The 10,836-nt window shown below is 64.8% G+C and carries 11 protein-coding genes and 1 rRNA gene; 8 read left to right on the forward strand and 4 right to left on the reverse strand.

What is annotated here, in order from left to right; genetic code table 11:
* The first annotated feature begins 92 nt into the window (after positions 1–92).
* The 6 genes from OUZ49_RS12660 (at position 93) to OUZ49_RS12685 (ending at position 6,336) form a co-directional block, all read left to right on the forward strand.
* Positions 93–695 (forward strand): LON peptidase substrate-binding domain-containing protein, encoded by a 603-nt coding sequence (locus OUZ49_RS12660; protein ID WP_266150785.1) that lies wholly within the window; start codon positions 93–95, stop codon positions 693–695.
* Between the two features lie 79 nt (positions 696–774).
* Positions 775–1,593, forward strand: a complete 819-nt coding sequence (locus OUZ49_RS12665; RefSeq protein ID WP_266150786.1) for an SDR family oxidoreductase — start codon at positions 775–777, stop codon at positions 1,591–1,593.
* Positions 1,593–2,054 carry an HIT family protein gene (locus OUZ49_RS12670; RefSeq protein ID WP_266150787.1) on the forward strand — a complete coding sequence of 154 codons (462 nt, stop codon included), beginning with the start codon at positions 1,593–1,595 and terminating at the stop codon, positions 2,052–2,054. The genes OUZ49_RS12665 and OUZ49_RS12670 overlap by 1 nt, the downstream gene beginning before the upstream one ends.
* Positions 2,051–2,470, forward strand: a complete 420-nt coding sequence (locus OUZ49_RS12675; protein WP_266150788.1) for a VOC family protein — start codon at positions 2,051–2,053, stop codon at positions 2,468–2,470. Before OUZ49_RS12670 ends, OUZ49_RS12675 begins: the two co-directional genes overlap by 4 nt.
* A 346-nt stretch (positions 2,471–2,816) precedes the next feature.
* Positions 2,817–4,157 carry a sigma-54 dependent transcriptional regulator gene (locus OUZ49_RS12680; protein ID WP_266150789.1) on the forward strand — a complete coding sequence of 447 codons (1,341 nt, stop codon included), beginning with the start codon at positions 2,817–2,819 and terminating at the stop codon, positions 4,155–4,157.
* Positions 4,158–5,100: 943 nt separating this feature from the next.
* Positions 5,101–6,336, forward strand: a complete 1,236-nt coding sequence (locus tag OUZ49_RS12685; RefSeq protein WP_266150790.1) for an acetylornithine transaminase — start codon at positions 5,101–5,103, stop codon at positions 6,334–6,336.
* Between the two features lie 24 nt (positions 6,337–6,360).
* On the opposite strand, the gene OUZ49_RS12690 is transcribed toward OUZ49_RS12685, so the two are convergent.
* The 3 genes from OUZ49_RS12690 to thiE all read right to left on the reverse strand — a co-directional run bounded on the left by OUZ49_RS12690 (position 6,361) and on the right by thiE (position 9,297).
* The gene (locus OUZ49_RS12690) at positions 6,361–7,227 is read right to left on the reverse strand and encodes an ion transporter (protein WP_266150791.1); all 867 of its coding nucleotides are present in this window, start codon (positions 7,225–7,227) and stop codon (positions 6,361–6,363) included.
* 149 nt (positions 7,228–7,376) lie between these two features.
* Positions 7,377–8,663: a glutamate-1-semialdehyde 2,1-aminomutase gene (gene hemL / locus OUZ49_RS12695; protein ID WP_266150792.1), complete on the reverse strand. Its 1,287-nt coding sequence runs from the start codon at positions 8,661–8,663 to the stop codon at positions 7,377–7,379.
* Between the two features lie 10 nt (positions 8,664–8,673).
* Positions 8,674–9,297 carry a thiamine phosphate synthase gene (gene thiE, locus OUZ49_RS12700; RefSeq protein WP_266150793.1) on the reverse strand — a complete coding sequence of 208 codons (624 nt, stop codon included), beginning with the start codon at positions 9,295–9,297 and terminating at the stop codon, positions 8,674–8,676.
* A gap of 99 nt (positions 9,298–9,396) precedes the next feature.
* Between thiE and OUZ49_RS12705 the strand changes: the two genes are divergently transcribed.
* Entirely contained in the window at positions 9,397–9,594 is a 198-nt protein-coding gene (locus OUZ49_RS12705; protein WP_266150794.1) for a rubredoxin, read from the forward strand.
* Positions 9,595–9,825: 231 nt separating this feature from the next.
* Here the strand turns inward: OUZ49_RS12705 and OUZ49_RS12710 are convergent, their stop codons facing one another.
* On the reverse strand, positions 9,826–10,275 hold the full coding sequence (locus OUZ49_RS12710; RefSeq protein WP_380003781.1) for a DUF192 domain-containing protein: 450 nt from the start codon (positions 10,273–10,275) through the stop codon (positions 9,826–9,828).
* Between the two features lie 446 nt (positions 10,276–10,721).
* On the opposite strand from OUZ49_RS12710, the gene OUZ49_RS12715 reads away from it, so the two are divergent.
* A 16S ribosomal RNA gene (locus OUZ49_RS12715) occupies positions 10,722–10,836 on the forward strand; the annotation flags it as partial.

Below are 10,836 nucleotides of genomic sequence, written 5' to 3' on the forward strand. Positions count from 1 at the left end.
CCTCGCTCCTCAAGGCCGGCGCCATCCATGGCGCCTCTCCGCGTACTCCCCAAAGGGGAGAAGGAGACGGGCAGTGCCGCTAAACTTCCCCCATGGCGGCCCAAACGCATCTCATCGACCTGCCCTTGTTTCCGCTCGGCACCGTGCTCTATCCCGGTGGCCAGCTGCCGCTGCGCATCTTCGAGCCGCGCTATCTGGACATGGTGCGCGAGTGCGCGCGCACAGGCAGCCCGTTTGGCGTGTGCCTGATCCTGCAAGGGCACGAGGTGGGCGAACCGGCCATGCCGGCTGCCGTTGGCACCTTGGCGCGGATCACCGACTTCCACAATCGCGAAGATGGCCTGCTGGGGATACTCGCGGAGGGCGGTCAACGGTTCCGCGTGGCCAGGACCCGCGTGCGGTCCGACGGCCTGGTGCGCGGTGAAGTCGATTTGTGGGCGGACGAGTCGGCGCACATGGTCCCGGTGGAGTTCGCGCTGCTGCAATCCATCCTGGAGCGCCTGATCGAGACCATGGCGCCGCATTGGCGGAGTGCGCCGCGGCATCTGTACGACGACGCCAGCTGGCTTGGTTTTCGCCTGGCGGAACTGCTGCCACTGCATGACGACGAGCGCCAGCGCATGCTGGAATTGACCGACCCCGTGCGGCGACTCGGTGAGCTGCGCGATATCCTGCCGCGGTTCCAGAAGGCTTGATCATCGACGCCGTGGACGCTTGCGTGGCTGTCACGGCCTGACGTTCTACACTCTTTCCTTTTTCGCGGAGACGCAGCTCATGGGCAGTCTGGCAGGCAAGACCTTGTTCATCACCGGTGCTTCGCGTGGCATTGGCCTGGCGATCGCGCTGCGTGCCGCGCGTGACGGCGCCAACATTGCCATCGCGGCCAAGAGCAGCGTGCCCAACCCCAAGTTGCCCGGCACCATCCATAGCGCGGCGGCAGAGATCGAGGCGGCCGGCGGCAAGGCCTTACCGATCAAGTGCGATATTCGCGAAGAGGCCGAGGTAGAGGCCGCTGTCGCTGCCACGGTTGAGGCGTTTGGCGGTATCGACATCCTGGTCAACAACGCCAGCGCGATCTGGCTGGCCGGCGCGCTCGACACGCCCATGAAGCGCTTCGACCTGATGCAGCAAGTGAATGCGCGCGGCAGCTTCCTGTGCGCACAGGTGTGCCTGCCGCACCTGCTCAAGGCGGCCAATCCGCACATCCTCACGCTGGCCCCGCCGCCATCGCTCAAGCCCAAGTGGTGGGCACCGCATACCGGCTATACGCTGGCCAAGATGGGCATGAGCTTCGTCACCCTGGGCCTGGCCGCTGAGTTTGGTGCTAAGGGCGTGGCAGTCAACGCGCTGTGGCCGCGTACCATCATCGCCACCGATGCGCTCAACATGATTCCCGGCGTGCCGCTGGATCGTTGCCGCAAGCCGGCCATCATGGCCGACGCCGCGCACGCGGTGCTGACCCGTCCCGCCGCGGGTTTCGCGGGCCATTTCCTGATCGATGACGAGGTGCTGCGCGAGGCCGGCATCACGGACCTTTCGCCCTACGCGATGGATCCGACGCAGTCGCTGCTGCCCGACCTGTTCCTGGACTGATGACCGTGGTGTGTCCGTTCTGCGCCATCGCGGCGGGCCGGTTGCCAGCGAGCGTGGTGGCGGAAACGGATGCTGCGTTGGCTTTTCTCGATCTGCGCCAGGCAGTGCCGGGACACGTGCTGGTCGTGCCACGCCAGCACGTGGAGGACATCTACGCCATCGACCCCGCGCTCGCGGGCGAGGTGATGCAGCTGGGCGTGCGTGTCGCGCATGCCTTGCGTGTGGCCTTCGATCCGCCCGGTCTCAACCTATGGCAATCCAACGGTCATGCGGGTGGCCAGGAAGTGGCGCATTTCCACCTGCACGTCCAGCCACGGCGCGTCGCCGATGGCCTGCTGCGCGTCTATCCCCACGGCGTGCCCGCGCAGACACCACGCGATGCGTTGGATCGCATGGCCGAGCGCATTCGCTTTTCCCTACCGCCTGACGGCGTATCCCCGACGCCACGGAGTGCTACATGAAATACCTGCATACGATGATCCGCATTCGCGATATCGACGCCAGCCTGCGCTTCTTTTGCGAAGGGCTGGGCTTGAAGGAAAGCCGCCGCATGGAGAATCCGGCCGGCAAGTTCACGCTGATCTTCCTGGCTGCAGCGGAGACACCAGAAGCCGAAGTCGAGCTCACCTATAACTGGGGTTCGACCGAGGATTACGGCAGCGCGCGCAACTTCGGTCACCTGGCGTTCCGCGTGGACGATATCTACGCCACTTGTGCCCGCCTGCAGTCGATGGGCTACACCATCAACCGCCCGCCGCGCGATGGGCACATGGCCTTCGTGCGCTCGCCCGACCTCATTTCCGTTGAATTGCTGCAGGAAGGCCACCTGCCGGCGCAGGAGCCCTGGGCTTCGATGCCCAATACGGGCGTATGGTGATCGACTGACGACGTCGGGGCGGCCTGAGGCCTGATCGACGTCGTCGTGTCATTCCTATCACGCGCCTTGCGGTATCTCGAGGCGCTTGCCTGTACGTGGTGCTTCCGCGAAAAACTCCTAGGCCATAGGTCTTAGCCCATCGCCCGACCTTAGGCTTACGTTCGACGGATATGCGCCATTTGTCGGGTGACTGTCATGCGCATAGTTGTATATTGTGTGACGCACATCACATATTTCCATCGGTCGCGGCGTAAGTTCCGCGGCGGACGTGGTAACCGGGGCTAGCCAATGACGTGGCTGCGCCCGGCCGAAACCTGTGACCCTTATAGGGGAGGGGGAGGGAGCCATGGCTGTTTTGAGGGAGGAAGCCAGACGCTGTGTCGTCTGGTTTGGGCAGCCTGCCAGCGAGGAACGCGCTGGCCTGGCGAAGGCAGGATGGATCATCCGCGTGGCCGATGCCGGCACGCAGAGCGGTGTCGGCATGCGCAACAACGACACGGTGGTTGCGCTGGCGGACCTGCGTCACGGCGACTCCGTGTCAGCCCAGGCCATGGCCCGGCTCATGGCGGATCATCCCTGGTTGCCATGGGTGGCGCTGATTGCGCCCGACATGCCAACCCACGACCCCCTGATCGATCGCATCCTCGAGGCCAGCATCGAGTACTTCACCACGCCGGTGGACGTCGATCGCCTGCTCGAGTCGCTGGCACGGATTGGTGGTGACCAGCCGCTCGTCGCCGAGCCCAGCGACATTGGCGTGACCGGGCGCAGCGCCGCCATCTGCACGGTGGTAGCGAGCATTCGCAAATATGCGCCGGTGGAACTGCCGGTGCTGATCACCGGTGAGACAGGTACAGGCAAGGAAGTCGCCGCGCGCGCCCTGCATGGCCTGTCGGCGCGTGCCGACCGGCCGTTTGCGGCGATCAATTGCGGGGCCTTGCCGCCGAACCTGGTGCAGTCGGAACTGTTTGGACACGAGCGCGGCGCCTTCACCGGCGCCAATGCACGCCGCATCGGCCATTTCGAGACCGCCGCCGGCGGCACGGTATTCCTCGACGAGGTCGGTGATCTGCCGCTAGACGCGCAGACCAGCGTGCTGCGTTTCCTGCAGGAAGGCACGCTGGAGCGCGTCGGCAGCAGCCAGCTGATCAAGCTGGACGTGCGCGTGCTGGCCGCCACCCATGTGGATCTGGAGAAGGCCGTCGAGCAGGGCCGTTTCCGTGAGGATCTGTACTACCGCCTCAATGTGTTGCGCCTGCGCATGCCTGCGCTGCGCGAACGCGAAGATGACGTGGTGACGCTGGCGCAGCGTTTTCTCGATGCGTTCCGCGAGCAGCACGCCAGCCGTGCACGCTCGTTCAGCGCCGCCGCGCGGCGCGCCATGCTCGATTTCGCATGGCCGGGCAATGTGCGCGAACTGCTCAACCGGGTGCAGCGCGCCGCCGTGGTTGCCGAGGATGCCTTGATCAGCATGGACGACCTGGACCTGTCCGATGTGCTGACAAAACGCTCGGCGCATTCCAGCCTCGGCAGCACGCGGGTGGCGGCCGAGCGCGATGCGGTCATGGCCTGCCTGCGTGAAAGCCGCTTCAACGTGAGCGAGTGCGCGCGCCGGCTCAAGGTGTCGCGGGTCACTATCTATCGCTTGTGCAAGAAGCACCAGCTCGCCCTCGACGAGCTGCGCTGAGTAGCGCCTCGCCCCAAAATGTAGGAGCGCACCCTGTGCGCGATCGGCTACCCCTCGGTTCCCTCAACCATCGCCCACGTCCGATGGCCCGCTAGCGGCCGCGCTGGGAACAGGGGCAAGCACCGGTCGCGCACAGGGTGCGCTCCTACACCAGCACGCGTCCGCGGAGATTCGGCGCTAATCAGGCCCAGCGAGGGGAGCGGCGGGCGCTCGCGAAAGCAGGGCTGGTTCGGCGCCGACCCAGCCGGGTCACTACAAGCACCCGCCGCTCACCTCATGGCCTGGAAGAGGAAGGCCCCCGGCCCGCAGGGGTCGGACCGGGGGCTTCCATTGGTGCCCCGGCCACAGGGGTTGCCGGGTTACCGCCCACATGACCGCCTCTCGGCGGAATCTCGCTCGGACCACGCCTTGCCCGGGCGTGGTCGTTGATAACGGGATGGAGGGACGACCATTGCCAGCTGCGAGGCTCGCGCCGACGTTGCCCTGGGCCTCCCAAAGGCGTTGCCAATCCGCCGCCGTGGATCTCCCTGCCACGGTGGTCGGTGCGTTGTCGCAGCTGGCCTTTCCCCCTTCCCCGCCTGTACGAGTGAAAGAGAGCAAGCGCCGTGCCAATGCCTGCAAACGCATCAACGGTGCGGGTTTGCGGCGCGCATGCGGGCTCCATCCCGTGTGCATGCCGTGTTGATGGCGTTACACCGGGATCGGCCGAAAATCGATCCAAGCGCTTGTGAGCCGCATGGTTGTGCGCTTTTCGAGCAGGTGTAACCCGCGCGATACAGGTTGCGGAGGTGGTTGACACTCCTGGCGGGCCGCGCCGATGCCGTGCAATCACCTGGCACAGGGCTTACGATGCGTGCTGCGTCGCACCAGGCTTGCGGCCTTCCCCGACATCCATTCCCACCTTGCCATGGCGCCGTCCCTCCGACGACGCCCGGAGTACGACATGCATTCGCACGACCCTTCCGCCCAGTCCCTGATCGATCTCGGCAAGCGCTACTGGCTGCCGGTGTATCGACCGCGCGATGTGGTGCTGGATCACGGCAAGGGCGCGCGCGTGTGGGACACCCAGGGGCGCGAATACATCGATTTCGGCGCCGGCATCGCGGTGAACGCCTTGGGTCACCAGGACCCCGATCTGCTGGAGGCGCTCACCACCCAGGCGCACAAGCTGTGGCACACCAGCAACGTGTTCTACAGCGAGCCGCCGCTGCACCTGGCCGAAGAACTGGTCGCTGCATCGGGTTTTGCCGAGCGTGTCTTTCTGTGCAATTCCGGCACCGAAGCGAATGAAGCGGCGATCAAGCTGGTGCGCAAATGGGCCTCGTCGCAGGGCCGCGAGGCCGACAAGCGCGTCATCGTCACCTTCCGCGGCTCGTTCCACGGCCGCACCCTCGCTGCGGTCACCGCCACCGCGCAGCCGAAGTACCAGGAAGGCTATGAGCCGCTGCCAGGTGGCTTCCGCTATCTGGACTTCAACGACGTCGGCGCGCTTGAAGCCGCCTTCGCTCATGGCGACGTAGCGGCCGTGATGCTGGAGCCGGTGCAGGGTGAGGGTGGCGTGCTGCCGGCCGCCCCAGGCTTCATCAAGCGCGTGCGCGAGCTATGCGACCAGTACGGCGCGCTGATGGTCCTCGACGAAATCCAGTGCGGCATGGGCCGTACCGGTTCGTTGTTCGCCTATGTGCAGGATCAGGCGATTCCGGACATCGTGACCCTGGCCAAGGCGCTCGGCTGCGGCTTCCCCATCGGCGCCATGCTGGTCGGCCCCAAGGTCGCCGAGACCATGCAGTTCGGCGCCCACGGCACCACTTTTGGCGGCAACCCGCTGGCCGCCGCCGTGGCGCGGGTGGCGCTGCGCAAGCTGTCTTCGGCAGAGGTGCTGGCCAATGTGCAGCACCAATCGCAGGCGCTGCGCGATGGCCTGGCGCACATCAACGCATCGCTGGACCTGTTCGACGAAGTGCGCGGCCGTGGCCTGATGCTGGGCGCGGTGTTGAAGGATGCCCACAAGGGCAAGGCGGGTTCGGTGCTCGATCATGCCGCGGCGCATGGTCTGCTGCTGCTGCAGGCCGGGCCGGACGTGCTGCGCTTCGTGCCGGCGCTGAATATCGGCGACGCCGATATCGCCGAAGGCCTGCAACGCCTCGAAGCCGCGCTGCGCTCCTACCTGGCGACCTGAGCGTCGGTTGCGGCGGTTGCCGCGCTACTCCGGTGCGCGCGTCAGCTCAGCCCCGCAGCGGCGGCAGTAGCGTGCATCGGGGTGGTGCTCTTCAAGCTGGCAGCTTGGGCAAATGATGCGTTGGCGCGCTTCGCGGATGCCGGCGGCCAGTTCCGCCGCAAAGATGCCGGTGGGCACGGCAATGATGCTGTAGCCCACCAGCATGATCAGCGAGGTGAGCACCTGCCCCAGGACGGTATGTGGCGTGATGTCGCCAAAGCCTACCGTTGTCATGGTCACGATGGCCCAGTACATCGCGCGTGGAATGCTGGTGTAGCCGTTCTGCGGCCCTTCGATCACGTACATCAGCGCACCGAAGATCAACACCAGGGTCAGGATGGTGCTGATGAAAATGAAGATCTTGTGGCGTGCACGCTGCAGCGATGCCCACAGCAGGTCCGCTTCGCCCACGTAACGCGTCATCTTCAGGATGCGGAAGATGCGCAGGATGCGCACCGCACGGATCACCAGCAGATATTGGCTGCCGGCGATGAACAGGCTGAGATAGGTCGGCAGCACGGTCAGCAGGTCGATGATGCCGAAGAAGCTCAGCGCGTAGCGGCGTGGCCGCGCCACCACGGCAAGGCGCATCAGGTATTCGAGCGTGAATGCGATCGTGAAGATCCATTCCAGCACATAGAACGCCGTTTCGAATCGCGCATTCAGGTCGACCACCGTGTCGAGCACGGCCACCACGATGCTCGACAGGATGACGATGATCAGCACCAGGTCGAACAGGCGCCCCGGCGCATCGTCATGGCCGAAGATGATGTGGAACCAGCGGGCACGCCATCCGCTCTGCGTCGCGGGAGCGACGGAAGACTCACTCTTAAGCGGCCTCGGCTGGCTCATGCGTGTGGCATCCCTTACGCGCGATGGGACGCAGCATAACGCCGGTGTGTACTTTTCCGCGTGACCGTACCGGGCTTCCCGGGCCTGGCCCGAACATGCGATCGCGCTGCATGCCGTCCGAGGCGGAGGGCAGGCAGCGCGTGTCGCGGTTATCCGGCGCGGGCGGCGCGCATGGCGGCCCGTGCCGCTTCCAGCGTATCGGCGATGTCCTGCTCGGTATGCGCGCTGGAAACAAAGCCGGCTTCGAAGGCCGAGGGCGCCAGGTACACGCCGCGCTCCAGCATGCCGTGGAAGAAGCGGTTGAACAGGGCCGTATCCGCAGCGGTGGCCTGGGCGTAGGTGTCGACTTTCTCGCCGGTGAAGAACAGCCCGAACATGCCGCCGACGCGGTTCGTGCTGAAGGCCAGCCCTTCACCGTCGGCCACGGCCTGCAAGCCGTCCGTGAGCAGGCGCGTGCGGGCGGCAAGCTGCTCATAGAAACCCGGCGCCTGGATCAGCTCCAGCATGGCCAGGCCAGCCGCCATGGCGACCGGGTTACCCGACAGCGTGCCCGCCTGATAGATCGGGCCGGCAGGGGCAATCTGTTGCATCAGTTCGCGACGACCGCCATAAGCGCCCACCGGCATGCCGCCGCCGATGATCTTGCCGAAGGTGGTGAGGTCCGGCGTAACGCCGTAATGCGCCTGCGCACCGCCCAATGCCACACGGAAACCGGTCATCACCTCGTCGAAGATCAACAGCACGCCATGCTTCGTGCACAGCTCGCGCAGGCCTTGCAGGTAACCTTCTTTCGGTGGAATGCAGTTCATGTTGCCGGCGACCGGCTCGATGATCAGGCCGGCGATATCGTTGCCGTACTCATCGAACAGCGCGCGCGCGGCATCCAGGTCGTTATAGGCCAGGGTCAGCGTGAGGTCGGCATTCGCCTTGGGCACGCCGGGCGAAGTGGGGACGCCAAACGTCAGCGCGCCCGAACCTGCCTTCACAAGGAAGCTGTCGCCGTGGCCGTGGTAGCAGCCTTCGAACTTCACGATCTTGTTGCGCCCGGTAGCGCCGCGGGCGAGGCGGATGGCCGACATCGTCGCCTCCGTGCCTGAATTGACCATGCGCACCATATCGATCGACGGCACCAGGCGCGTAATCATCTCGGCCATGGTCACTTCGGCGGGGCAGGGCGTGCCGTAGGACAGGCCGTTCTTCACCGCGCGTTCCACCGCCTCGCGCACATGCGGATGGTTGTGGCCCACGATCATCGGGCCCCAGGACCCGACATAATCGATATAGCGCTTGCCTTCCACGTCCCACAGATAGGCGCCGTCCGCGCGTGCGGTAAAGAATGGCTCGCCGCCCACCGATTTGAAGGCGCGCACCGGCGAGTTCACGCCGCCCGGCATCAACTGTTGTGCGCGCTGGAAGAGTTCGTGGTTGGTGGTCATCGGGAAAGTCTCAAAGCGATGGGAAGAGTCGAGCGAAGCGTTCGGCGGCAGCCTGCACGTCCGGAGCCCCAAATACGGCCGAAATCACGGCCAGAAAGTCCGCGCCGGCCTCGATCAGGGATCCGCCATTGTCCGGGGTGATGCCGCCGATCGCCACCCGCGGCACGCCCAGCGCGGCGCTCTGTCGCAGCAGCTCAGGCGCGGCACGCCCTGCGTTCGGCTTGGTGGGGGAGGGGAAGAAGGCGCCAAAGGCGACATAGTCGGCGCCAGCGGCGGCGAGCGAACGCGCCCGTTCCAGCGAGTCGTAACAGGACACGCCAATGATCGCCTGCGGCCCCAGCGCGCTGCGTGCGGCCACGACATCGCCATCGTCCTCGCCCAGGTGCACCCCGTCGGCGCCCGCAGCCCGGGCCAGCTCGATATCGTCGTTGACGATCATCGGCACGCCGTGGCGGGCGCATAACGCCTGCAGGGCCATGGTTTCGGCGAGCCGGCGCGCGCCATCCGTCGTCTTGTCGCGGTACTGCACCAGCCGGGCGCCGCCGGCGATGGCCTGTGCCACCACATCCAGCAGGTCGGGGCGGGGGCCATCGGTAATCACATAGAGGCCGCGGCCCCGGAGTCGAGCATGCATCGGGTTCAATCCTGCAATAAAGGAGGCGCCATACGCTTTCGCATCGGCAGGGGAGTTGCGAGAATGCGCCTCTTATTCTCCATATCAAGCAGTCCAGCGATGAATCAGAGCTCCAACGAAACCGGCACCCTGAGCAAATGGATGTGTGTCGTCTGCGGCTTCATCTACGACGAAGCCCTGGGTCTGCCTGACGAGGGCATCGAGCCAGGCACGCGCTGGGCCGATGTGCCCGATACCTGGACGTGCCCGGACTGCGGCGCGACCAAGGAAGACTTCGAGATGATCGAAATCGACTGATTTCGCTCTCCGCGCTGCCCTCAAACGGCCCGATTCCGTCATCGTACGGACCGGGCCGTTTGCTTTAATGCTCCTGTGCACCACCAAGCGGTGCGCACACGGCAGGAGCCGCACCATGCAACAGTTCATTCCTTTTGAAGACGACTGGGACGCCCTGGAACAGCTGCGCCCCGACTTGCTCGTCCCTTATCACGTCGGCGTCCCCTGCCGGCACGACTTATCGGCCACGGCTTATTGCACGGCGCCGACCGTCCCCTCGATCGTCAGCTCATCGCCGACCTGGGCGCCGAGCTTCGCCGCCGTGCCGCCCGCCAGCTCCAATACGTAGCGGGCCGGCAGGTCGCTGGGATAACTGGGGCAGGGATCAGCCTTGCAGGGCGGCACGTTCGCCTGCACCGACACCAGCTTCCGCTGGCCGTCGAAGTACAGGATGTCCAGCGGAATAAGCGTGTTCTTCATCCAGAACCAGCGCGGCGCGTCCTCCGGGAACACAAACAGCATGCTGTGATCGGCCGCCAGCTCGGTACGCATCATCAAGCCCCGCTCACGGCTCGCGTCATTGGTGGCGAATTCCGTCGTAAAGCGCTTGCCGTGCAACTGCACGGCGGGCGCGCTCGCCTGGGGTGCGGCAAAAGCGCCGGTGACAAAGACCATAAGCAGAGGGGCGAGCAGTCGTTTCATTGTTGTGTGGGCTCGTTTTGGAGAGGTGTTGGCGAGTGTAGCGGCGGGTGCGTTTGTCATCGCAGTGAAAAAAATGTCGTCATACCCCTTCCCAGGTTCGTGGTTGGGCGCTATAGTTCCGCTCCTGCCAACGAGACGCTCTTCGTTGGACGGTTTCCACCACAACCCGACAGCAAAAAATATTTCGCTGAAGGTGTTGACGGACTAGGAAAACGATGTAAGATGAGCGGCTCACTCGGAACGAAATGTTCCGGCGCGAAAACGGCAACGGTTCGCAAGTGATTGAGATCTTTGACAGTGTGCGCAGGTGACTTGTGTGGACGCCTTGCAGTGGACGGAATGACTGTCCAAAGCAATGCAAGGGTCCAACATATAAGTCAGCAATGACGTTTTACGTTGGGACATACCCTTCAGAAAGATAGATCATCTTCGGATGGTCGAAAACTTAAGTGAAGAGTTTGATCCTGGCTCAGATTGAACGCTGGCGGCATGCTTAACACATGCAAGTCGAACGGCAGCACAGCAGTAGCAATACTGTGGGTGGCGAGTGGCGGACGGGTG

Source organism: Dyella halodurans (assembly GCF_026283925.1).
In the GTDB taxonomy this organism is placed as follows: Bacteria; Pseudomonadota; Gammaproteobacteria; order Xanthomonadales; family Rhodanobacteraceae; genus Dyella; species Dyella halodurans.

Excerpts from the sequence above, each read along its gene's own strand:
- OUZ49_RS12660 (WP_266150785.1), top strand. The coding sequence starts at position 93 with ATGGCGGCCCAAACGCATCTCATCGACCTGCCCTTGTTTCCGCTCGGC.
- OUZ49_RS12665 (WP_266150786.1), top strand. The coding sequence starts at position 775 with ATGGGCAGTCTGGCAGGCAAGACCTTGTTCATCACCGGTGCTTCGCGT.
- OUZ49_RS12670 (WP_266150787.1), top strand. The coding sequence starts at position 1,593 with ATGACCGTGGTGTGTCCGTTCTGCGCCATCGCGGCGGGCCGGTTGCCA.
- OUZ49_RS12675 (WP_266150788.1), top strand. The coding sequence starts at position 2,051 with ATGAAATACCTGCATACGATGATCCGCATTCGCGATATCGACGCCAGC.
- OUZ49_RS12680 (WP_266150789.1), top strand. The coding sequence starts at position 2,817 with ATGGCTGTTTTGAGGGAGGAAGCCAGACGCTGTGTCGTCTGGTTTGGG.
- OUZ49_RS12685 (WP_266150790.1), top strand. The coding sequence starts at position 5,101 with ATGCATTCGCACGACCCTTCCGCCCAGTCCCTGATCGATCTCGGCAAG.
- OUZ49_RS12690 (WP_266150791.1), bottom strand. The coding sequence starts at position 7,227 with ATGAGCCAGCCGAGGCCGCTTAAGAGTGAGTCTTCCGTCGCTCCCGCG.
- hemL (WP_266150792.1), bottom strand. The coding sequence starts at position 8,663 with ATGACCACCAACCACGAACTCTTCCAGCGCGCACAACAGTTGATGCCG.
- thiE (WP_266150793.1), bottom strand. The coding sequence starts at position 9,297 with ATGCATGCTCGACTCCGGGGCCGCGGCCTCTATGTGATTACCGATGGC.
- OUZ49_RS12705 (WP_266150794.1), top strand. The coding sequence starts at position 9,397 with ATGAATCAGAGCTCCAACGAAACCGGCACCCTGAGCAAATGGATGTGT.
- OUZ49_RS12710 (WP_380003781.1), bottom strand. The coding sequence starts at position 10,275 with ATGAAACGACTGCTCGCCCCTCTGCTTATGGTCTTTGTCACCGGCGCT.